Raw genomic sequence first — 21443 nt, 5'->3', positions numbered from 1 at the left:
AGGCTCAGTCGGGGCGGTCGCCGTCCGGGTCGGTCGCGTCGTCCTCCGTCGGCGCCGGGCCGGCATCGTGCTTCTCGTCCTGCGGCACGCCGGTGGCGGCGGCCATGATGTCCACCCGCGGGCCGCGCAGGATGGCGACCGAGACGTTGGTGAAGCCCGTGTTGGCGAGCAGCTCCGAGGCCTCCTCGTCCGTCAGGTCGTACGCGTGCGCGAGCATGCGCACGTTCTCCGTGTAGAAGGCGTGCAGGCGGTCGACGCCGCGCAGGAAGCCCAGAGTGTTCCCCATGGCGGGGAGCCTACCGGGCGGGCGTGGTGGGCGGGTGGCCGGCGGGTGAACGGCCGGTGGACCGGCCCGCCGGCCGCGGGGGACGACCGGCCGTGCCGCTCAGCCCTCGGCGCGGCGGCTGCGGCGGCGGACCAGCGAGACCTCCATGGTCCGGCCCTCGGTGCGGGTGCGCAGGTACGGCTGGTCCTCCACGAGGGTGGAGAGCTTGGAGTGCCCGAAGTCGCGCGGGTCGAAGTCCACGTGGGTGCGGCTCAGGTGCTGGCCGATCAGGGACAGCGTGGCCCAGCCGTCGTCGGTGCTCGTGGCGTTGACGGCCTTGGTGAGCGCGGCCTGCAGGTCGATGCGCGGGGCGGCGTCGGCCTCGTCGTGCTCGGGCTCGGCCTCGACCGGCACCTCGGGCGGGGTCGGGTCCTCGGTGACGTCCGACGACGACGCACGGCGGCCCCGCCGACCGGCTCCGGACTTCGCCTGCGGGCCCTTCCCGTCCTTGCCGGCGGCGGCGTCCCCGGCGGGCGCCTCGTCGGCAGCGGGGGCCTCGTCGGCAGCGGGGGCCTCGGCGTCCGCGTCCGTGGCCTCGGGGGTGTCGGCGGCGTCGGTGGTCTTGGACCCGCGGCCGCGGCCTCGACCGCCGCGGCGGGATCCCGAGCGGCCGGAGCCCTCGGACGCCTTGGCGTTCTCCTCCTTGGCGGGGGCGTCCTCGCCGGTCTCGTCGTCGTCGACGTCGTGGTCCGTGGCCGTGCCGAGCAGCTCGAGGTAGATGAACTGGTCCACGGCGTTGCGCAGCGAGGCGGGGGTCTTGCGGGCGCCCAGGCCGATCACCCGCTTGCCGCCCTCGCGCAGGCGGGTGGCCAGGCGCGTGAAGTCGGAGTCGGAGGAGACGAGGGCGAACGCGTCCACGTTGCCCATCCAGAGCAGGTCCATCGCGTCGATGATGAGCGCGGAGTCCGAGGAGTTCTTGCCCACGGTGTAGGCGAACTGCTGGACCGGCTGGATCGCGTGGTGGTTCAGCGCCTTCTTCCAGCCGTTCAGGTTGGTCGTGGTCCAGTCGCCGTACGCGCGCTTGATCGTGGGGGTGCCGTAGGTGGCGAGCTCCTCGAGGATCAGGGGGGCGAACTTGGGGGAGACGTTGTCGCTGTCCATCAGGACGGCGATGCGCAGGGATGCGGGGGTGGGATCGGGCATGGGACCCACACTAGTCGGGAACGCCCCGGGGAGGGGCCGCGGCGGTGCGCGGCCCCTCCCCGGGGCGAAGGCCCTCCGACGAGGGCGGGTGTCAGGCGGAGGCGCTGGTGACGGGGTCCGCGACGCGGACCAGGCGCTTGTTCACGAACTCGTCCACGCCGTAGGGGCCCAGCTCGCGGCCGAAGCCCGAGCGGCCGACACCGCCGAAGGGCAGCCCGGCCTGGGTGGTGCCGTGCTCGTTCACGAAGGCCATGCCCACGTCGAGGCGGCGGGCCGTGGCCTCGGCGAGCTCGAGGTCGTCGGACCACACCGAGCCGCTGAGGCCGAAGTCGGACTCGTTGGCCAGGGCGACGGCCTCGTCGACGTCCGCGGCCCGGTGCACGACGGCGACCGGGCCGAAGAGCTCCTCGGACCAGGCGCGCATCTCGCGGGTCACCCCGGTGAGCACGGTCGGCTCCATGAAGGCGCCGGCGCCGGCACGGGCGTGACCGCCGGTGCGCACCTGCGCCCCGTGGGAGACGGCGTCGTCCACCAGCTCCATCAGGTCCTCCCGAGCGGAGGTGCTGGACATGGGGCCGACCTGGGTGCCCTCCTCGCGGGGGTCGCCGACGGTCGCGTCCTTGAACGCGGCGGTGAGCTTCTCCACGAACTCGTCGTAGTGCTCGTCGAGGACGATCATCCGCTTGGGCGAGTTGCAGGCCTGCCCGGCGTTGCTCAGCCGCGCCTTTGCCGCCGTCGCGGCCACGGCGTCGAGGTCGCCGCCGAGGACGATGAACGGATCGGAGCCGCCCAGCTCCAGCACGGCCTTCTTCAGGTGCTGACCGGCCGCGGCGGCCACGGAGGCGCCCGCGCCCTCGCTGCCGGTGAGGGAGACGCCCTGGACCCGCGGGTCGGCGATGATGCCGTCGATCCGGTCCGAGCCCACGAGCAGCGTCTGGTAGACGCCCTCCGGGAGGCCGGCCTCGGTGAGCAGCTCCTCGAGCCGCAGGGCGGAGGCCGCGCAGATGGAGGCGGGCTTGAGCAGCAGGGTGTTGCCCAGCAGCAGGTTGGGGGCGATGAACCGGGCCAGCTGGTAGTAGGGGTAGTTCCACGGCATCACGCCGAGGAGGACGCCGAGCGGCTCCTTCTCCACGCGCGTCGAGTTGGCGCCGTGGGCGGGGAGGGCGTCGTCCGCCAGCAGCTGCTGGGCGTTGTCCGCGTAGTAGCGGAAGATCTGGGAGCACAGCTGCGCCTCCCCGACGCCCTGGGCGAGCGGCTTGCCCATCTCCTCGGCGGCGATGTCGGCGAGCTCGTCGGCGTGCTGCGCGAGCAGGTCCGCCGTGCGCCGCAGGACCTCGGCGCGCCGGACGGGGTCGGTGCTCCGCCAGGTGGTGAAGGCGTCCTGGGCGGCGGCGAGGGCGTCCTCCACCTGCTCCTCGCTCATCGCGTCCCAGGTGCGGACGATCTCTCCGGTGGTGGGATCTTCGGTGCGGAAACCGGCCATGGGTGGTTCTCCTTCGATACTGGGTGGCCCGGCCCCGGTCGGGGCCGGGGTGGGGGGTCAGTCGTCGACGACCTGCACGTCCACGCGGATGTTGCCGCGCGTGGCGTTGGAGTAGGGGCAGACCCGGTGAGCCGCGTCGGCGAGCTGCTGGGCCTCGTCATGGGGCAGGTCGGGGATCACGACCTCGAGCACGACGGCCAGGCCGAAGCCCTCGCCGGCCCTGCCGATGGCGACGCGTGCGCCCACGGAGGAGTCGCCGAGCTTCTTCTTGGCCTGACGGGCCACGTTCTGCAGCGCGGAGTGGAAGCACGCGGCGTAGCCGGCCGCGAACAGCTGCTCGGGGTTCGCGCCGTCGCCGCTGCCGCCCATCTCCGCGGGGACCGCGAGGTCCAGTGCGATGCGGCCGTCCGCGGTCTGGACGTGGCCGTCGCGGCCGGCGCCGGTGGCGACGGCCTCGGCGGTGTAGAGGGGGCCGATCTCGATCATGCGGTGCCTTCCTTGCCGGTGACGGGTCCGGGTGGCGGGCCCGAGGCGCGGGTGGCGCGTCTCCGCGCTCACGAGCGAGCGTAGTCCGCGGTCAGGTTGTGCGCAACCGAATTGCCGCGGGGAGTCGGACGGCCGTGCCCCGATCCCCCCGCCGCCCCGCGCCGACCGGCGCGTCCCGCCGCACCGCGCCTAGACTCGAGGCCATGTCCTTCCCCCATCAGCGTCCCCGTCGGCTCCGCCAGTCCGCCGCCCTGCGCCGGCTGGTCGCCGAGACCCGCATCCACCCGAACCAGCTGATCCTGCCGGCCTTCATCAAGGAGGGCGCCGCCGAGCCCGTGCCGATCGCCTCGATGCCGGGCGTCGTGCAGCACACCACGGACTCGCTCAAGGCCGCCGCGGCCGAGGCCGCCGAGCTGGGTCTAGGCGGCATCATGCTGTTCGGCGTGCCGGCCACGCGCGACGCCGTCGGCAGCGCCGCCCTGGACCCGGACGGCGTCCTGAACCGGGCCATCCGGGACGTGAAGGCGGAGGTGGGGGACGGGCTCGTCGTGATGTCCGACCTGTGCCTGGACGAGTTCACCGACCACGGCCACTGCGGCGTGCTCACCGCCGAGGGCGCCGTGGACAACGACGCGACGCTGGAGATCTACGCCCGGATGGGCGTCGCGCAGGCCGAGGCCGGTGCGGACGTGCTCGGCCCCTCCGGGATGATGGACGGCCAGGTCCGCGTGATCCGGGAGGCCCTGGAGGGCGCCGGCCATCACGAGACCGCGATCCTCGCCTACGCCGCGAAGTACTCCTCGGCGTTCTACGGGCCGTTCCGCGACGCCGTCGACTCCCAGCTCACGGGCGACCGCAAGACCTACCAGATGGACGCCGCCAACCGGAGCGAGGCCCTGCTCGAGGTCGCCCTCGACCTCGAGGAGGGCGCAGACATGGTGATGGTCAAGCCCGCGATGAGCTACCTGGACATCGTGCGCGACGTGGCGGACATGGCGGACGTGCCCGTCTCCGCGTACCAGATCTCGGGGGAGTACGCGATGATCGAGGCCGCCGCCGCACGCGGCTGGATCGACCGGAAGGCCTCGATCGTCGAGTCCGTGCTCTCCATCCGGCGCGCCGGCGCCGACTCCGTGCTCACCTACTGGGCGGCCGAGCTCGGCCGCTGGATGAAGGAGGGGTCCCTGTGACCGCGTCCCAGCCGACCACCAACGCCGCCGCCTTCGCCGCGGCCCAGGCCGTCATCCCCGGCGGCGTCGACTCGCCCGTGCGCGCCTTCGGCTCGGTCGGCGGCACGCCCCGGTTCATGGCCGGCGCACGCGGCCCGTACCTGACCGACGTCGAGGGCAACGAGTACGTGGACCTCGTCTGCTCGTGGGGCCCCATGCTGCTGGGCCACCAGCACCCCGAGGTCGTCGAGGCCGTCCACGCCGCCGTGGACCGCGGCCTCGGCTTCGGCACCTCCACGCTGGAGGAGACCGCGCTGGCCGAGCTGATCGCCTCCAAGGTCCCGGTCGAGCGCGTGCGCTTCGTGTCCACCGGCACCGAGGCCACCATGACGGCCCTGCGCCTGGCCCGCGGCGTGACCGGCCGCAACCTGATCGTGAAGTTCGCCGGCTGCTACCACGGCCACTCGGACGGCCTGCTGGCCGCGGCCGGCTCGGGCGTGGCGACCGCCGCCCTGCCCGGCTCCGCGGGCGTCACCGAGGCCGCCGCCTCCGAGACCCTCGTGGTGGACTACAACGACCGCGCCGCCGTCGAGGCCGTGTTCGCCGAGCACGGCGAGCGCATCGCCGCGCTCATCACGGAGGCCGTGCCCTGCAACATGGGCGTCGTGGAGCCCGCCGAGGGCTTCAACGCGTTCCTGCGCGAGATCACCCGCCGCCACGGCGCGCTGCTGATCTGGGACGAGGTGCTCACCGGCTTCCGCGCCACCGCCACGGGCGGCTGGGGCCTGTCCGGACAGTCCGAGGGCTGGACCCCGGACATCTGGTGCTTCGGCAAGGTGATCGGCGGCGGCATGCCCGCGGCCGCCCTGGGCGGCTCCGCCGAGATCATGGACCACCTGGCCCCGCTCGGTCCGGTGTACCAGGCCGGCACCCTCTCCGGGAATCCGGTGGCCATGGCCGCCGGCCACGCCACGCTCTCCCGCGCCGACGAGGCCGTCTACGCCGCCGTGACGCGCGCCTCGGACGCCGTGCGCGAGGGCCTCGTGGCCGCCCTGGACGCCGAGGGCGTGGACCACTCGATCCAGCGGGCCGGCACCCTGTTCTCCCTGGCGTTCGGCACCTCCGGCACCGGCGTGCGGGACTACCGGGACGCCCAGGGCCAGGAGGTCTTCCGCTACGCCCCGTTCTTCCAGTCGATGCTGGCCTCCGGCGTGTACCTGCCGCCGTCCGTGTTCGAGGCCTGGTTCGTCTCCGCCGCCCACGACGACGCGGCGGTCACCCGGGTGCTCGACGCGCTGCCGGCCGCGGCGAAGGCGGCCGCGGCGGCGACGCCCCAGGGCTGAGACCCGGGTGCGGGTCGGGGCCGGGTGCTCAGCGCTCGGCCTCGACCGGCCAGTGGCGCGAGACGGTGGCCTGCGGGTCCTTGCGTCGCAGGTACTGCTCGAAGCTCTCCGCCTGCTCGGCCTTCCAGCGCACCTGCCGCTCGTGCAGGTCCGCCGGCGCCATGCGCAGCTGCTCGTACTGGGCGGCCAGGGCGTCGGCCACCTGGACGGCGGCGAGGGCGTCCGCCGCGGAGGTGTGCGCGTTCTCCAGGGTCACCCCGTAGTGCTCGGACACCGCGGAGAGCGTGCGCTTGCCCTTGCGGAACCGGTCCACCTGCTTGTCCAGCACGAACGGGTCGATCACGGGGCGGGCCTCGAGCGGCGTCAGCCCGTGGCGGCGCGCCTCCCGGTCCATCACCGTGAAGTCGTACACGCCGTTGAACGCCACCACGGGGATGCCCGCGGCGAACAGGTCCCGCAGGGTCTCGGTGATCTCCGCGACGCCCTGCGCGGCGGGCATGCCCTCCGCCTGCGCCCGCTCCGTGGTGACGCCGTGGACCTCGGCCGCCTCGGCGGGGATGGGCACGCCCGGGTCCACGAGCCACTCGGCCGACGACGCGGCGCGGCCGTGCTCGTCCACCATCACCAGGGTGGCGGTCACGATCAGCGCGGTGCGCGGATCACGTCCGGTGGTCTCGAGGTCGAAGCCGGCGCGGATGCTCTCATGCCAAGTCACGCGCCTCACGCTACCCGGAGCGGCGGACACGACAGGATGGGGTCGTGACCGATCACCCTGTGCTCCCCGCCGCTCGCCACCGCGACGACGGACCGCTCACCCTCGGCGAGGGGCTCGAGGCGCTCGCCCGTCTGGTCCCGCCCGGACGCGCCGTCAGCTACGGGGGGCTGGCCGGCCTGCTGGGGGTCGGCGGTCCGCGGCAGGCCGGCCGGGCGATGGCCGAGTCGAGCCCCGGCACGCCGTGGTGGCGCGTGGTCCGGGCCGACGGCTCGCTGCCCCTGGAGCTGGCCGCGCGGGCCGCCGTCGAGCACGAGCGGGAGGCCACGCCCCGCACCCCGGCCGGGCGCGTGGACCTGCACCGGGCCCGCTGGGAGCCCGACGACGGCGCCGCGCGGGCGATCCGTGCGATCGCCGACCGTATCGTGTCCGGGCCCGGTGCGAGGATGAGGCCATGACCAGGGAACACGGGGTGGACCCCGTCGACGACGACGCGGCGGCGCCGGAACGGGCCGCTCGGCTGGTGCGCACGGCCGCCGCACCCGAGGACCGGATCACGCTGACGGACGAGCAGGAGGCGATCGCCTCGCTCGCCCCCGGGCACGGCGCCGTGCTCGTGCTGGGCGCCCCCGGCACGGGGCGCACCACCGTGGCGGTCGAGTACGCGGCCCGCCGGATCGAGGCGGGGCTGGACCCCGAGTCCCTCCTGCTGCTGGCCCCGAGCCGGGACGCGGCGGCGCGGCTGCGCGACGCCCTGACCCGCCGGCTCGCCGCCGCCGGGCGGGGCACCCGCGCCGTCACCCCCGTGCGGACCTGGTCCTCCTACGCGTTCGACCTGCTGCGCCGCGCCCGCGTCACGGGACCGCTGAGGCATCTGGAGGTCGCCCCCCGGCTGCTCACCGGCGCCGAGCAGGACACGGTCATCGCCGAGCTGCTCGAGGGCTACGCCGCCGGCCTCGCCGCCGCGCCGGACTGGCCGGCCGACGTCGCCCCCGCCGTGGAGGCGAGGGGATTCCGCCGTGAGGTCCGCGAGCTCGTGGACCGCATGAGCGAGCTCGGCCTCGAGCCGGGCCGCCTGCAGGAGCTCGGCACCGCCCACGGGCGCCCCGAGTGGGAGGCCGCGGCCGTGCTGCTGCAGGACTACCGGGACCGGATCGACCTGGGCATGGCCGAGGCGTTCGACGCCGCCGGGCTGCTGTCCGCCGCCGTCCGCGTGCTCACCGAGCGGCATCCGGAGGACCCGGAGCGCGACGCCGCGGCGCAGGCGTTCGTGGCGGAGGAGCGGGACCGCCTGGCCGTGCTCGTGGTCGAGGACCTCCACGAGGCCACCCCCGCCGTGCACGACCTGCTCAGCGTGCTCGGCCGCGGGCGGGACGTGCTGCTCACCGCGTCGCCGGACACCACCGTGGAGGGCTTCCGCGGCGCCCGGCCCGACCTCCTCGCCCGGTACCCCGGGGTCCTCGACCCCGATCCCGTGCCGGGGGCCGCCCCGCTCGCGTCCCCGGACGGACGCGTCCGGGTGCTGACGCGCGGGCACCGCATGCGCGCCGAGGTCCAGGACGCCTACCTGCGCGTGGCCCGCCGGGTCCGCCAGCGCACCGCCGGCGTCGAACGGACCCGCACCGAGACCGTCCCGGCGGACGGCGACGGCGCCGTCCGGGCGCACGTCGTGCCCACCCGCGCCCACGAGGACCAGCTCGTCCTCGAACGGGTGCTGCGGGTCCACCACGAGGACGGGGTGCCCCTGGACCGGATCCTCGTGGTCGCCCGCTCGGGCTCCCGGGTGGCCGCGCTCGCCCGTCACCTGGAGGCCGAGGGCGTCCCCGTGCTGCGGGACGCCGCCGGGCTCGTGCTGAAGGAGGAGCCCGCCGTCGCGCCCCTGCTCACCCTGCTGGACGCGGCGGGGGCGCTCGCGGAGGATCCGGAGGCCGGGGTCGAGGACGTGCTCGATCCGGACGAGGTCGTGGGACTGCTCACCGGCCGGTACGGGATGGCCAGCGCGCTGCACGTGCGGCGGCTGCGCCAGGACCTGCTGGCCGCCGAGCGGGGCCGGGGCGGCCGGCGCACCTCGGACGCGCTGCTCGCCGCGGCCCTGCTGGACCCGAGCCTGGCCGGCCCCGAGCACGAGCGGCACCGCGCCCTGCGCCGGGTCCACTGGATGCTCCGGGACGGCCTGGAGGCCGCCCGCGCCCCCTCGGCCTCGCCCGAGACCGTGCTGTGGGCGCTGTGGTCCGCCTCCGGTCGGGCCGAGCGGTGGCGTTCGCTCGCGCTGCGGCCCGCCGAGCACGCGAACGACCGCCGCGAGTCCCGCCGGGCGGACGCGGACCTCGACGCCGTCGTCGCCCTGTTCAAGGTGGCCGAGCGCTTCGTGGACCAGTTCCCGGGCGCGTCGCCCGAGTCGTTCGCCGTCTACATGGAGTCCCAGGACCTGCCCGTGGACACCCTGGCCCGCCGTGCCGAGTCCGGTGACGCCGTGCACGTGCGCACCCCCGCCGCGGCGGCCGGCCAGGAGTGGGACACGGTGATCGTCGTGGGCCTGCAGGAGGGCGTGTGGCCGAACACCCGGCTGCGCGGCCAGCTGCTCGGCGCCACCGACCTCGTGGACCTCGTGACCCTGCCCGCGGACGCCCCGTGGCCCACGGATCACCGCACCCGGCTGCGCGAGGTGCGTCAGGACGAGCTGCGCATGCTCGCGGCCGCGGTCTCCCGGGCACGGCGTCAGGTGGTCGTCACGGCCGTCCGCTCGCCGGATGAGGGCCCCTCCGACTTCCTCGACCTGGTGGACCCGCCCGAACGGCTGCCCGCCGAGGCGCGCGACGCCGCCGGCGTCCGGCGGCTCACCGCGGTCCCCGACCCGATCACGGCGTCCGCGCTCGTCGGCCGGCTGCGCCGCGTCCTGGAGGCCGGGGACGAGGCGGACGCGGCCGACGGGGCGACATCCCGGGCCGCGGCGGCCGCCGGCCTGGCGGTCCTCGCCGAGGACGGCGTGACCGTCGCGGACCCCCGACGCTGGTGGGGCCTGCTGCCGCTGTCCACCGAGGCCGCGCTCGTCGACCCGGAGCGCGAGGTCGTCGCGCTCTCGCCCTCCCGCGTGGAGACGGCCCTGCGCAATCCGCTGAACTGGGTGCTGTACCACGTCGGCGCGAACGCGGGCGGAACCCTCGCCCAGTCCGTGGGCACGCTCGTGCACTCGGTGGCCGAACACCACCCCGAGGGCGTGCCCGAGGACGTGCGCGCCGAACTGGAACGCCGCCTGCCCGAACTCGGCCTGCCGGAGGGCTGGATCACGGAGATCGAGCACGACCGGGCCCGCGGCCTGGTGGACGCCTACATCGGCTACTGGAGCATCGCCCGGGCGGCCGGGCGTCGGCCCGTGGCCCAGGAGGTGCGGCTCCTCGCGGACCTGACCTGGGGCGGGACCACCGTCCGGATCACCGGCGTCGTGGACCGGCTCGAGGCGGATGCGCAGGGCCGACCCTTCATCGCCGACCTCAAGACCGGCCGCAGCGCCCCCACCGGCGCGGAGATGGCGCGCCAGCCCCAGCTGGCCGCCTACCAGGTGGCCGTCCGCGCCGGCGGTCTGGAGCAGGTCCGGGACGACCCCGCCACCGACCCCGCCCTGCGCGCCGCCCTCGCCGGCCTGGAGCACCCCACGACACCGGCCGGCGCGGCCCTCGTCCAGCTCGGCGCCGGCACCCAGAAGACCAAGGTGCAGGACCAGCCGGCCCTCGAGGACGAGGACACCTGGGCGCTCGAGCAGGTGTTCACGGCGGCCCGCCGCACCACGGGGCCGCGCTTCCTCGCCCTCCACGAGGCCGGCGCCCGCCGGTGCGCGCTGCCCTCCGTCTGTCCGCTCTGCTCCGAAGGAAGGCAGGTCACCGAATGGCCCCGCTGACCGGCGATCCCGCCGCCCCGACCGATCGTCCGCGCGTCGAGGACGCGGTCCACTCCCCGGAGGACATCGCGGCGCGGCTGCGGCTGCCCCCGCCCACCGAGGAGCAGGCCGAGGTGGTCACCGCCCCGCTCACTCCGCGCCTGGTGCTGGCCGGCGCCGGCTCCGGCAAGACCGCCACCATGGCCGACCGCGTGGTCTGGCTCGTGGCCAACGGGCTCGTGCGCCCGGACGAGGTCCTCGGCGTCACGTTCACCCGGAAGGCGGCCGGTGAGCTCGCCGACCGGATCAACGGGCGCGTGGACGCCCTGCTGCGCTCCGGCCTCGAGATCCCCGGCTTCGACGGGGAGCCCGAGGACCTGGGCCGCGCCTCGGTGTCCACGTACCACTCCTACGCCGGCGCGCTCGTCAGGGACCACGGCCTGCGGATCGGCGTGGAACCGGAGGCGCGGCTGCTCGGAGGCGCGGACGCCCACCGGCTCATGGGCGCCGTCGTGCGTTCGCATCCGGTGGTCGCGGACACCCTCGGCGTGGCCCCGTCCCGGCTCATCACGCAGGCGTTGCGGCTGGCCGGGGACATGGCCGAGCACCTGGTGACCGCGGACGAGGTGCGCGAGTTCCTCGCCCGGCTGGCCGAGCAGGGGAGCGCCCTGCCGCTGCCCCCGCGCGCCAAGACCCCCTCGAAGGAGATCCAGGAGTTCCTGACCGGCCTGGCGGACCGCGCCCTCATGGCGGACCTCGTGGCCCGCTACGACGAGGTCAAGCGCGAGCAGGACGTGATGGACTTCGGTGACCTGCTGCGCCACGCGGCACGCATCGCCGTCGAGGTGCCGGCGGCCGGCGAGCAGGAGCGCGCGCGGTTCCCCGTGGTGCTGCTGGACGAGTTCCAGGACACCTCCCACGCCCAGATGCGGATCTTCGCCGGGCTGTTCGGCCCGCGCGGCCCCGAGGACGACGCGCCCGGGCTGGGGCACTGCGTCACCGCGGTGGGTGACCCCCACCAGTCGATCTACGGCTTCCGCGGCGCCTCCGCCGGACAGCTCTTCGCCTTCCCGCACGCCTTCCCCCGGCTGGAGACCGGCCCCGGCGGCGCCCCGCGGCGTGTGAACGCGGACGTCTCGCACCTGACGATCGCGTGGCGCAACGAGGAGTCGATCCTGGCGGTCGCCAACGCCGTCGCCGCACCGCTGAACGCCCACGCCGCCGCGACGGGCGGCGCGCCGGTGGAGGTGCGCACCCTGCGGCCCCGGCCGGGCGCGGGGGAGGGCGTCGTCCGGGTGGACCGGTTCGTCACCGCGGAGGAGGAGGCCGCCGACGTCGTCGCCCGCCTCGGCGCCCTCACCGGGTCCGGGCCCGGGGGGACCACCCCGAGCCGCGCCGTCCTGTGCCGCACCCGCGCCCAGTTCGGCCCCGTGCTGGACGCGCTCGACGCCGCCGGCCTGCCCTACGAGGTGCTCGGGCTCTCCGGGCTGCTGGCGCTGCCGGAGGTCGCCGAGGTGCTCGCCGTCCTCCACGTGCTGGCCGACCCCACGCGCAGCGACCAGCTCATCCGCCTGCTCACCGGCCCGCGCTGGCGCATCGGTGTGGCCGACCTCGAGGTGCTCCAGGAGCGCGCCCGGTTCGTCTCGCGGCTGCGGGCCCGACGGGCCGCCGGTGGGCGGGAGGACACCGCCGGGGACGCCCCGGACGTGGCCCCGGTCCGGGACGTGAGCCCCGAGGAGGACGCCGACGCCGCCGCCCTGCTGGAGGCCCTCGACTCCCTGCCCGGGGAGGGGACGGACTGGGTCGGCTCCCGCGGCCGCGGCTTCTCACCCGAGGGCCTGGCCCGACTGAGGGCCGTCAACGCCGAGCTGCGCCGGCTCTCCACGCGCACCGGGGAGGACCCGGCCGACCTCATCGCGGAGGTGATCCGGGAGACGGGGCTGGACGTCGAGGTGGCCCTGCGGCCCGGCGTCTCCGCGGCAGCGGCCCGGCGGCACCTGAACGCGTTCCAGGACGCGGCCCGCGACTTCGGCGCCGGCACCACGGCGACGGACCTGACGGCGTTCCTGGCCTGGACGGAGTCCGTCCTCGAGCACGAGGACGGCCTCGGCGTCGAGAACGCCGAACCCACCCCCGGCCTGGTCCAGGTGCTCACCGCGCACGCCTCGAAGGGGCTCGAGTGGGACGTCGTCGCGGTCCCCGGCCTGCAGGAGGGCACGTTCCCGTCCACGCGGGCGGACCGCTGGACCAGCCCCCGGGCCGGCGCGCTGCCATGGCCCCTGCGCGGGGACCGCGCGTCGCTGCCGCAGTGGGACGGCTCGTGGGCACAGGACCAGCGGGACTGGGTCCAGTCGGCCGGCACCGGATACAGCTCCAAGGCCGCCCAGGAGGGCAACCCGGACCCCTATGCCGTGGCCGTGGCCGCCCACGCCGAGCGCGAGGAGCGGCGCCTGGCCTACGTCGCGTACACGCGCGCGCGATCCGCCCTGTGGCTGAGCACCTCCCTGTTCAAGGGCGTCAACAAGGAGCCCCTGCCGGCCTCGGCCTTCCTCGAGGAGGTGGCCGGTCTGGCGGGGGAGGTGCCCGGCGTCGCGCTCGGCCCCGTCCCGGCCGAGGACGACCTGCCCGAGGCCAACCCGGTCGCGGGCCGGACGCTGGTCGCCCGCTGGCCCTTCGACCCCCTCGACGGCCCGGAGGCCTTCGTCGCCGACCCGGAGGATCCCGAGGACGAGGAACGCTGGCAGCCGCTGCCGCGCCGCTCCCGGGCCCGCCGGCACGGGGTGGAGGCGGCCGCCGCGGCCGTGCACGCCGCGGACCCGGCGGCGCTCGGGGACGACCCGGAGCTGGCCCGCCAGGTGGACTGGGTGCTGCTGCGCCGTCGGGACGTCGCCGGGACGGGCGGGGAGACCGCCCTGCCCGAGCACGTCTCCGTGTCCCTCTACGGCGAGCTCGCCGCCGACCCGCAGGCCGTGGCCGAGCAGCTGCGCCGGCCCCTGCCCCGGCCGCCCGCGCACGCGGCGCGGCGCGGCACGGCGTTCCACGCGTGGCTCGAGGAGCGCTTCGGGGCCACCGGCATGCTGGACATCGACTCGGCCGAGGACGCCGCGGACCTGTGGGTCGACGAGGCCCTCGACCTCGGCCCCATGCAGGAGTGGTTCCGCTCCTCGCGCTGGGCGGAGCGCACCCCGGCCTTCGTCGAGGCCCCGGTCGAGACGACGGTCGGCGGGATCACGCTGCGCGGCCGGGTCGACGCGATCTACCGCTCCGGCGGCGACCCCCGCCTGCCCTTCGACCCCGAGGCCGACTGGGAGCTCGTCGACTGGAAGACCGGCGCCGTGCCGCGGGGCCGCGACCTCGAGCTCAAGTCGCTGCAGCTGGCCGTCTACCGGCTCGCCTGGTCACGGCTGCACGGGATCCCGCTGGAACGGATCGGGGCCAGCTTCGTGTACGTGGCCCACGGGCAGGAGCGCTCCTTCCCGGACCTGCCGGGGGAGGAGGAGCTCGAGCGTCACATCACGGACGCCCTGGCCCGCCGTTGATCGGCCGCACCACCTCGACGGCGGGCACCGGCCCCGTCTCCGGGTCCGCGGTCCTCGCGGCCGCGGCCTCACGGGCGTCCTCCGCCGCATCCCGGGCGTCCTCGGCGGCGTCGGCGGCCGCGTCGGCCTCCGCCTGGCGCGCGGCCGCCTCCTGCGCGGCGCGCACGTCGCTCGCGAGCTCGGCCAGCATGGCCTCCGCCTCGGCGACCATTGCCTCGTCGTGCCGGTCCAGGCCCCGCGTGAGCCACTGGGCGAGGGCGAACTCGGCGAGCAGCGCCGCACGGCGCATCAGGTGCGCGTCGCCGTCGTCGGCGGCCCCCGCGTCGGCCCGCCGGGCCGCGTAGGCGTCGAGGACGCGGTCGGCCAGGTCCGGGTCCGTGGCGGCGGCCAGCCAGGCGACGTCGTCGGCCGGGTCGCCCACATGCAGGTCCGTCCAGCCCGTCACGCCCACCACGCGGCCGCGCTCGAGGAGCAGGTTGTCCTCGTGCAGGTCACCGTGCACCGGCACCGGGGTGAACCGCCACAGGGCCTCCTCCTCCATGGCCTCCTCCCAGCGGCGCAGCAGCAGGGGCGGCACGCGGCCGGAGGTGGCCGCCTGGTCGAGGGCGTGGAGGTGACGCTGCCGGATCTGCTCCGCCGTGTAGGAGGGCAGGTCCGCGTGGTCCACGACGTCCGAGGGCAGCGTGTGGATCGCGGCCAGCACGCGGCCCACGTCCTGCACCGCGGGCTCGCCGAGCCGGGCCAGCCCGTCCAGGGTGACGGGACGCCCGGGCATGTCCTGGTAGACGAAGGTGCGCAGCCCCTCGAGCCGCACCGCGCCCGCCACGGAGGGCGTGCGGAACGGCAGGCCGGCGCGCACCGCCGGGGTCAGGCCCGCCAGCACCTGCAGCTCCGTCTCCAGACGGATGCCCGCCTCCGGGGTGCGGGGCGAGCGGACACGCCACCGCTGGCCCTCACCGTCCACGACGACGGCGGTCGAGAAGTCGGCGGGGTCGTCCGGGCTCGCCTCCACGGAGACGGGGGCGAGGCCGGGGACGGCCGCGGCGGCCAGGGCTGCGAGACGAAGGGGCTGACGATCCACCCCTCCAGCCTAGGCGCGGAACGCCCGCCCCCGTCGCCGGGCGCACCGGAGACGGGTCGCTAGCCTGGACGCATGGCTTCCTGCCCCCCGTCGTCGTCCGACCCCACCGCCGCACCACCCCTGGCCCTGCCGCTGGCCCGCGAGGAGCTGGACCGCGGTGCCGTGGCCCGCCTCGACCCGGGCCACCTGGCGGCGGCCTGGGCGCACGAGGGGACGGAGGTCCTGTGGCTGCAGGGCGGCCGCGCGCCGGTCGCGGACGGGCGGCTCGTCTTCACCGCACCCTCCGGGCCCGTGCCGGCCGAGGCGGCGTATCTGGGTCGCGGCACCGCGGCGGACCGGGGCCCGCACGGGCGGGAGCGCGAGGTGGTCTCCGTCCCCGTCGAGCCGCCGGCGGCCCTGCCCGAGGACGCGGCCACCGCGCTCGCGGACGCCGTGTGGGTCGGCCTCCGCGACGCGGCCGCCGCCCTCAGCGACGCGGACACCGGGCTGTTCGTGGCCGCCGTCGCGAACGCCAACTGGCACGCCACCCACCGCTTCTGCGCGTTCTGCGGCGGCGCCACGGACGTCGAGGCGGCCGGCTGGGTGCGCCGCTGCCGCGACTGCTCCCGGGAGCAGTTCCCGCGCACGGACCCGGCGGTGATCGTGGCCGTCACCGACCCGGCCGGGCGGATCCTGCTGGGCCGCAACGCGGCGTGGCCCGAGGGGCTGTACTCCTGCCTGGCCGGGTTCGTGGAGCCGGGGGAGTCCCTGGAGCACGCGGTGGTCCGGGAGATCGCGGAGGAGTCCGGGGTCACGGTGACGCAGCCGCGCTACCGCGGCTCCCAGCCGTGGCCCTTCCCACGCTCGCTCATGCTCGGTTTCACCGCGCTGGCCCCGGCCGGCGCCGAGCCGGTCCCGGACGGCGAGGAGATCCTCTCCGTGCGCTGGTTCGAGCGGGAGGAGCTCGCGCATCTGGCCCGCGAGGGCGACGTCACCCTGCCCGGGGCCGTGTCCATCGCGCGGGCACTCATCGAGGATTGGTACGGTGGGACGCTGCCCGATGCGCAGACCCTGATCACCTAGGAGGACTCGTCCCGCATGAGCACTCCCGACGAGATCCTCCGCGGCCTCGACCCGGAGCAGCGCCGGGCTGCCACGGCCCTGCACGGGCCCGTCTGCATCCTGGCCGGTGCCGGCACCGGCAAGACCCGCGCCATCACGCACCGCATCGCCTACGGCGTCGCCTCCGGCGTCTTCGACCCGCACCGGACCCTCGCCCTCACCTTCACGGCGCGCGCCGCCGCGGAGATGCGCACCCGTCTGCGCGACCTCGGCGTGGCCGGCGTCCAGGCCCGCACCTTCCACTCGGCGGCCCTGCGCCAGCTGCAGTACTTCTGGCCCCAGGCCGTGGGCGGCCCCATGCCCTCGCTGATCGAGAACAAGGTGCGCCTGCTCACCGAGGTCGCCCAGCGCATGCGGATGACCGTGGACCGGGCCGGCCTGCGCGACCTCGCCGGCGAGATCGAATGGGCCAAGGTCTCCCTGCACGCCCCCGAGGGCTACGCGGAGGCCGCGAAGGAGCGGGAGATGCCCGCCGGCTGGACCGCCACCACCGTCGCCCGTCTCTACACGGGCTACGAGGAGGCCAAGACGGCGCGGAACATGATCGACTTCGAGGACGTGCTGCTGATCCTCGTGGGGATCCTGTCCACCGAGCCGCAGATCGCGGCCACGATCCGGGACCAGTACCGGGTGTTCGTGGTCGACGAGTACCAGGACGTCTCGCCCCTGCAGCACCGCCTGCTCGACCTCTGGCTCGGCGACCGCGGCGACCTGTGCGTCGTCGGCGACGCCTCCCAGACGATCTACTCGTTCACGGGCGCGACCTCCCGCTTCCTCACCGACTTCCGTGAGCGGTACCCCGCGGCCACGGTGGTCCGGCTCGTGCGTGACTACCGGTCCAGCCCGCAGATCGTGGAGGCGGCCAACCGCCTGCTGGCGGACCGCACCAAGGCGGGGGAGCGGGACCGGACGATGCCGCGTTGGCCCGACCCCCTCGAGCTCGTCTCCCAGCGGCCGGCCGGTCCCGACCTCGTGTTCGCGGAGTGCACCGACGACGAGGCCGAGGCCGGCTGGGTCGCGGACCGGATCGCGGCGCTGATCGACGACGGCGTGCCGGCCTCCGAGATCGCCGTCCTGTTCCGCACCAACGGCCAGTCCCAGGCCTTCGAGACGGCGCTGTCCTCGGCGGGCATCGGCTACCAGCTGCGCGGCGGCGAGCGGTTCTTCTCCCGGCGCGAGGTGCGCGACGGCATCCTGCAGCTGCGGGCCGCCGCCCGCGCCGCCCAGGACCTGACGGGCGACGACGTCACGGACCGGGTGCGGGACGTGCTCTCCTCGCTCGGCTACTCCGCCGAACCGCCGGCGGCCTCCGGCGCGGCCCGTGAACGGTGGGAGTCCCTGCACGCACTCGTCAACCTCGCCGACCAGCTCGCCACGACGCGCGGGGCCGAGTTCACGTTGACCGAGCTCGTGGCCGAGCTCGACGAGCGTGCCCAGCACCAGCACGCGCCGACGGTGCAGGGCATCACCCTGGCCTCGCTGCACTCGGCCAAGGGCCTCGAGTGGGACGCGGTGTTCCTCGTGGGCCTGTCCGAGGGGCTCATGCCGATCTCCTTCGCGGAGACCCAGGCCGAGGTGGACGAGGAACGGCGCCTGCTCTACGTGGGCATCACGCGTGCCCGCCAGCACCTGTCGCTGACGTGGACGCTCTCGCGGGGCACGGGCGGGCGCTCCACCCGGCGGCCCTCCCGGTTCCTGTGGGCCATCGACCCGACCCTCGGCGGCACACGCGAGCACGCCCCGGCCCGTGGTGCCGCGGCCGGTCCGACGGCGCCGCGGCGCCGGGGCGCGAAGGTCGCCGTGTGCCGCACGTGCGGCAAGCCCCTCGAGACGGGAGCCGAGCGCAAGGTCGGCCGTTGCCTGGACTGCCCCGCCACCTACGACGAGGCGGTGCTCGAGGAGCTGCGCGACTGGCGCACCCGCACGGCCGCCGAGATGCGGATGCCCGCGTTCGTGGTGTTCACGGACGCCACCCTCGTGGCCATCGCCGAGGCCATGCCGAAGACCCCGGCAGAGCTCCTGAGGGTGCCCGGCCTCGGCAAGGCCAAGCTGGAGAAGCACGGACCGGAGCTGCTCGAGCTGCTGCACGGCACCCCGACGGCCTGAGCCGCGGACCCGCGCCCCGTTCCGCCGACGGCGCCGACCCCCTCAGAACGCCCAGCCGAGCGCATCCGGGTCGCAGGCGCAGCCGGGCCGGGGGCGAACCCGCACCCGGCGCGTGCGTCCCGTCACCCGATCGGCCCGCAGCACGCCGGGGGCCGGTCCGGTCCGCAGCGCGTCCACGGTCAGCACGGCGGCCCGCAGCGCCGCGAGCCCGTCCACCTGTCCCCGGTGCGCCGACGGGCCGGGCGCCGTCGAGGCACCGGGGACGCCCGCCGGGTCCGCGGGCCATCGGCACAGCGGGCACCCGCGCACCCCGGGGGCGCACCACGGTCCGACCGTGACCGCCGTCGGCCCCACCGTGACCGGCAGCAGCGGGTGGTCGGCGGCCAGGGCCTGCGCGGCCAGGTCCGCGTCGAGCACGGACCCCACCGCCACCGTCGCCTGCCCCACGAGCACCGGCACCGGGCCGTGGTGCGCGTAGAGGCGCAGCCCGGGGGCCACATCGCCCAGCCGGCGCTCGAGCGCACTCGCCCGGGGCCGACCGAGGTCCCCGGGCAGCAGGCCGGTCCCCAGGTCCGCGGCGTCGACGGGCCGCGGATCCCACAGGGCCAGGCGCAGCGCCCCGGCCCCCGCCAGTGCGTGGGCGATCGCCGCGCCCACCGCGTCGAGGCCCGCCACGTGGACGTCGGTCGGCGGGGCCCACGCCCCCGGCTCCAGCGCTGACGCGGCGGCGTCATGAGGGACGGTGGTGATGGTCTCGGCGACGGTGCGCACGGCTCTCCTCTCGGCTCGGTGCCTCCCACCCTGCCAGGGCACGCCCGGACCGCGCCGGATTGTCCACAGCCGGCGGCCCATGCCGGACAATGGCCGGATGCGCCCTGCCCCGTCCGCCCCCGGCCTCCCTCCGCGCGCCGTCCCGGCCGCCCACCGCGGTCCCGCCCGTGAGAGCACCGACCTGGACTGGGAGGGCACGCCCGTGCGGCTCGTGCGCTCCACGGCCCGCACCCGCACCGTCTCGGCGGCATGGCGCGACGGCCGCCTGCAGGTCAACGTCCCCGCCCGGCTCTCGGCCGCGCAGGAGCGCGAGTGGATCGGCCGGATGGTCGCGAAGGTGGGCGCACGCGGCGGGACGGGGCAGCCCGCGGCCGACCCGGACGGCCGCCCCGCCGACACCCGCTCCGACGACGCGCTCCTGGCCTGGGCGGGACGTCTCTCGGCGGCGCACCTGGGCGGGCGGGCCCGTCCGGTCTCGGTCACGTGGTCGGCCCGGCAGCGCCGCCGCTGGGGCTCGTGCACGCCGGCCCGCGGCACCATCCGGCTCTCGACGCAGCTGCGCGGCATGCCGGACTGGGTGGTGGCGGCGGTGCTCGTCCACGAGCTGGCCCACCTGCTGGAGTCCGGTCACGGCCCGGCCTTCCGGCGCCTCGTGGACCGGTACCCGCGCTACGCCGAGGCGATGGCTTTCCTCGAGGGGGTCACCTTCGCCGAGGGCCGCGGTCGCACGGCGCCGGACCGGTGGGCGGAGGACGAGGACGCGGACTGACACGGCGGCGGGCGGCCCGCACCCGAGGTGCCGGACCGCCCGCCGCCGTCGTGCTGAAAGAGGCTCAGCCCTCGCGCGGCGCGTCGCCGAAGCCGCCCTCGAGGAGCTTGCGCAGCTCGTCGTCGAGGGACTCGGTGCTGGCGTCCGCGGCGGAGCGGCGCCCGGCGTACCCGGCGGGGTCCTCGAGGTCCTCCGCCGTGGGCTGACGCTCGGGGTGGCGCCAGATCTCCTCGCGGTACTCCGTGCCGTGCTCGGCCGTGACGTGCTCCCAGAACGCGGCGGCCTCGCGCAGGCGGCGCGGGCGCAGCTCGAGGCCCACGAGGGCGGCGAAGGCCTGTTCGGCCGGGCCACCCGAGGCGCGGCGGCGGTTCATGGTCTCGCGCAGGGCGGCCGCCGACTCGAGCGGACGCGCGGCCTCGGCGACCACCACGTCCACCCAGCCCTCCACGAGGGCGACGAGCAGCTCCAGCTGGTCCAGCGCGGCCTGCTGGGTGGCGTCCGGGGCGGCGATGAAGGACGCGCCGTCGAACACGGCCTGCAGGGAACCGGGGTCCATCGGGTCCACCGACTGCGCGGCCCGCTCGATGCCCTCGATGTCCAGGCGGATGCCCGCGGCATACTGCTCGACGGCGGCGTACAGGTCCCGCTCGAGCCACGGCGAGTGCAGGAACAGGCGCATGCGTGCGGCCTCGCGCAGGGCCAGGTAGATGCGGATCTGGTCGTCCGGCACCGAGAGCCCGTCGCCGAACTCCTCGATGTTCACGGGGACGAGGGCGAGGCGGTGGCCGGCGACGGGCAGGCCGATGTCCGTGCCCGAGAGCACCTCCTTGCCCAGGGCGCCCACGGCGCCGCCGAGCTGCAGGCCGAACATCGTGCCGCCCATGTTCTTCAGCATGGGCTGCAGCCCGCCGAGCAGGGAGGCGTCCATGCCCTCGGGGAGCTGGCCCGGCAGCTGCTGCTCGATGGCCGCGGACATCGCGCGGGACATCGAGACGGCCACGGGCTCGGTGAGCCGGCGCCACTGGTCCATGGTCGCCTCGACCCACTCGGCACGGGACCAGGCCACGCCGACGCTGCCGACGGGCTCGGTCTGCGTGACGCCGTCGAGCCACAGCTCGGCCAGCCGCAGCGCCTCGTCCACCTCGCGTCGCGCGAACGAGCCGACGGCCGGGTCCTCGCCGGCCACGGCCTGCCGGGCGGCCTGCTTCGCCAGAGTCCAGTTCACGGGGCCGTCCGAGCCGGAGCCGGAGCTCATCATCGCCTGGAACTGGGCCATGGCCTGCTGCATCATGGCCGGATTCAGCTGGGACGGGTCGAAGGGCACCCCGCCGGGGCCGCCCAGGCCCTCCATGGCGCGTCGGACTTCGTCCGGGTCGGGGCCCTGGCCGCCGAAGAGCTGCCGCAGCATCTCCTCCAGGGGGTCGCGGCCGTCGTCGGATCCGGGCGTGCGCGCGTCGTTGCTCATGTCTCCAGCGTATCCGCGTCGGCGCGGCACGCCCGCCCTCCCGACCTCGCGGCGGCGCGGTTCGCCCATGGCGCAC

16 protein-coding genes are annotated in these 21443 nt (G+C 75.9%); 8 read left to right on the top strand and 8 right to left on the bottom strand.

Translation table 11 applies throughout. The features are described 5' to 3' along the window. Positions 1 to 4: 4 nt before the first annotated feature. From AC3RKA_RS07365 to AC3RKA_RS07350, 4 genes are all read right to left on the bottom strand, one after another. Complete coding sequence (locus AC3RKA_RS07365; RefSeq protein ID WP_002854949.1) at positions 5 to 286, bottom strand: hypothetical protein; 282 nt, start codon at positions 284 to 286, stop codon at positions 5 to 7. 99 nt (positions 287 to 385) lie between these two features. Further along, entirely contained in the window at positions 386 to 1468 is a 1083-nt protein-coding gene (locus tag AC3RKA_RS07360; RefSeq protein ID WP_002854946.1) for an NYN domain-containing protein, read from the bottom strand. Positions 1469 to 1559: 91 nt separating this feature from the next. Further along, positions 1560 to 2951: an aldehyde dehydrogenase family protein gene (locus AC3RKA_RS07355; RefSeq protein WP_002854945.1), complete on the bottom strand. Its 1392-nt coding sequence runs from the start codon at positions 2949 to 2951 to the stop codon at positions 1560 to 1562. A 57-nt stretch (positions 2952 to 3008) separates the two neighbouring features. Then, complete coding sequence (locus AC3RKA_RS07350) at positions 3009 to 3437, bottom strand: organic hydroperoxide resistance protein (protein ID WP_002854944.1); 429 nt, start codon at positions 3435 to 3437, stop codon at positions 3009 to 3011. Between the two features lie 203 nt (positions 3438 to 3640). Here AC3RKA_RS07350 and hemB point away from each other — a divergent pair, with 203 nt between their 5' ends. Beyond that, the gene (hemB, locus tag AC3RKA_RS07345; RefSeq protein ID WP_002854942.1) at positions 3641 to 4627 is read left to right on the top strand and encodes a porphobilinogen synthase; all 987 of its coding nucleotides are present in this window, start codon (positions 3641 to 3643) and stop codon (positions 4625 to 4627) included. After that, on the top strand, positions 4624 to 5949 hold the full coding sequence (hemL, locus tag AC3RKA_RS07340; protein ID WP_002854940.1) for a glutamate-1-semialdehyde 2,1-aminomutase: 1326 nt from the start codon (positions 4624 to 4626) through the stop codon (positions 5947 to 5949). Before hemB ends, hemL begins: the two co-directional genes overlap by 4 nt. A 28-nt stretch (positions 5950 to 5977) precedes the next feature. Here hemL and AC3RKA_RS07335 read toward each other — a convergent pair whose 3' ends face one another. Next, positions 5978 to 6664, bottom strand: a complete 687-nt coding sequence (locus tag AC3RKA_RS07335) for a 3'-5' exonuclease (RefSeq protein ID WP_002854938.1) — start codon at positions 6662 to 6664, stop codon at positions 5978 to 5980. 44 nt (positions 6665 to 6708) lie between these two features. Here AC3RKA_RS07335 and AC3RKA_RS07330 point away from each other — a divergent pair, with 44 nt between their 5' ends. From AC3RKA_RS07330 to AC3RKA_RS07320, 3 genes are read left to right on the top strand one after another with little or no spacing between them, the layout of a single operon-like run. Beyond that, a complete protein-coding gene (locus tag AC3RKA_RS07330; protein ID WP_002854936.1) occupies positions 6709 to 7119 on the top strand; it encodes an MGMT family protein in 411 nt (136 codons plus the stop codon). Further along, positions 7116 to 10556, top strand: a complete 3441-nt coding sequence (locus tag AC3RKA_RS07325) for an ATP-dependent helicase (RefSeq protein ID WP_489727046.1) — start codon at positions 7116 to 7118, stop codon at positions 10554 to 10556. The genes AC3RKA_RS07330 and AC3RKA_RS07325 overlap by 4 nt, the downstream gene beginning before the upstream one ends. Further along, positions 10544 to 14074 carry an ATP-dependent helicase gene (locus AC3RKA_RS07320; RefSeq protein ID WP_489727045.1) on the top strand — a complete coding sequence of 1177 codons (3531 nt, stop codon included), beginning with the start codon at positions 10544 to 10546 and terminating at the stop codon, positions 14072 to 14074. The genes AC3RKA_RS07325 and AC3RKA_RS07320 overlap by 13 nt, the downstream gene beginning before the upstream one ends. Here the strand turns inward: AC3RKA_RS07320 and AC3RKA_RS07315 are convergent. Further along, positions 14049 to 15155: a phosphotransferase gene (locus tag AC3RKA_RS07315; protein ID WP_489727044.1), complete on the bottom strand. Its 1107-nt coding sequence runs from the start codon at positions 15153 to 15155 to the stop codon at positions 14049 to 14051. The genes AC3RKA_RS07320 and AC3RKA_RS07315 overlap by 26 nt on opposite strands. Positions 15156 to 15227: 72 nt before the next feature. Between AC3RKA_RS07315 and nudC the strand changes: the two genes are divergently transcribed. Together nudC and AC3RKA_RS07305 are read left to right on the top strand one after the other, a co-directional pair. After that, the gene (nudC, locus tag AC3RKA_RS07310) at positions 15228 to 16217 is read left to right on the top strand and encodes an NAD(+) diphosphatase (RefSeq protein WP_396831511.1); all 990 of its coding nucleotides are present in this window, start codon (positions 15228 to 15230) and stop codon (positions 16215 to 16217) included. 15 nt (positions 16218 to 16232) lie between these two features. After that, positions 16233 to 18362: an ATP-dependent DNA helicase UvrD2 gene (locus AC3RKA_RS07305; protein ID WP_049158309.1), complete on the top strand. Its 2130-nt coding sequence runs from the start codon at positions 16233 to 16235 to the stop codon at positions 18360 to 18362. Between the two features lie 42 nt (positions 18363 to 18404). Here the strand turns inward: AC3RKA_RS07305 and AC3RKA_RS07300 are convergent, their stop codons facing one another. Then, the gene (locus tag AC3RKA_RS07300; RefSeq protein WP_489727043.1) at positions 18405 to 19133 is read right to left on the bottom strand and encodes a ThiF family adenylyltransferase; all 729 of its coding nucleotides are present in this window, start codon (positions 19131 to 19133) and stop codon (positions 18405 to 18407) included. Between the two features lie 97 nt (positions 19134 to 19230). Between AC3RKA_RS07300 and AC3RKA_RS07295 the strand changes: the two genes are divergently transcribed. Further along, positions 19231 to 19902: a M48 metallopeptidase family protein gene (locus AC3RKA_RS07295; protein WP_489727042.1), complete on the top strand. Its 672-nt coding sequence runs from the start codon at positions 19231 to 19233 to the stop codon at positions 19900 to 19902. Positions 19903 to 19966: 64 nt separating this feature from the next. Here AC3RKA_RS07295 and AC3RKA_RS07290 read toward each other — a convergent pair whose 3' ends face one another. Continuing rightward, positions 19967 to 21367: a zinc-dependent metalloprotease gene (locus AC3RKA_RS07290; protein ID WP_060774604.1), complete on the bottom strand. Its 1401-nt coding sequence runs from the start codon at positions 21365 to 21367 to the stop codon at positions 19967 to 19969. Positions 21368 to 21443: the final 76 nt, after the last annotated feature.

It is taken from the genome of Micrococcus sp. iso_229 (genome assembly GCF_058072725.1).
Note: the sequence above shows the minus strand (reverse complement) of the source record. Positions and strands in the feature narration are given on the sequence as shown.

Bases quoted from the DNA above. Each gene is read 5' to 3' on its own strand.
- nudC (WP_396831511.1), top strand. From the start codon at position 15,228: ATGGCTTCCTGCCCCCCGTCGTCGTCCGACCCCACCGCCGCACCACCC.
- AC3RKA_RS07305 (WP_049158309.1), top strand. From the start codon at position 16,233: ATGAGCACTCCCGACGAGATCCTCCGCGGCCTCGACCCGGAGCAGCGC.
- AC3RKA_RS07325 (WP_489727046.1), top strand. From the start codon at position 7,116: ATGACCAGGGAACACGGGGTGGACCCCGTCGACGACGACGCGGCGGCG.
- hemB (WP_002854942.1), top strand. From the start codon at position 3,641: ATGTCCTTCCCCCATCAGCGTCCCCGTCGGCTCCGCCAGTCCGCCGCC.
- AC3RKA_RS07320 (WP_489727045.1), top strand. From the start codon at position 10,544: ATGGCCCCGCTGACCGGCGATCCCGCCGCCCCGACCGATCGTCCGCGC.
- AC3RKA_RS07290 (WP_060774604.1), bottom strand. From the start codon at position 21,367: ATGAGCAACGACGCGCGCACGCCCGGATCCGACGACGGCCGCGACCCC.
- AC3RKA_RS07365 (WP_002854949.1), bottom strand. From the start codon at position 286: ATGGGGAACACTCTGGGCTTCCTGCGCGGCGTCGACCGCCTGCACGCC.
- AC3RKA_RS07355 (WP_002854945.1), bottom strand. From the start codon at position 2,951: ATGGCCGGTTTCCGCACCGAAGATCCCACCACCGGAGAGATCGTCCGC.
- AC3RKA_RS07350 (WP_002854944.1), bottom strand. From the start codon at position 3,437: ATGATCGAGATCGGCCCCCTCTACACCGCCGAGGCCGTCGCCACCGGC.
- AC3RKA_RS07360 (WP_002854946.1), bottom strand. From the start codon at position 1,468: ATGCCCGATCCCACCCCCGCATCCCTGCGCATCGCCGTCCTGATGGAC.
- AC3RKA_RS07295 (WP_489727042.1), top strand. From the start codon at position 19,231: ATGCGCCCTGCCCCGTCCGCCCCCGGCCTCCCTCCGCGCGCCGTCCCG.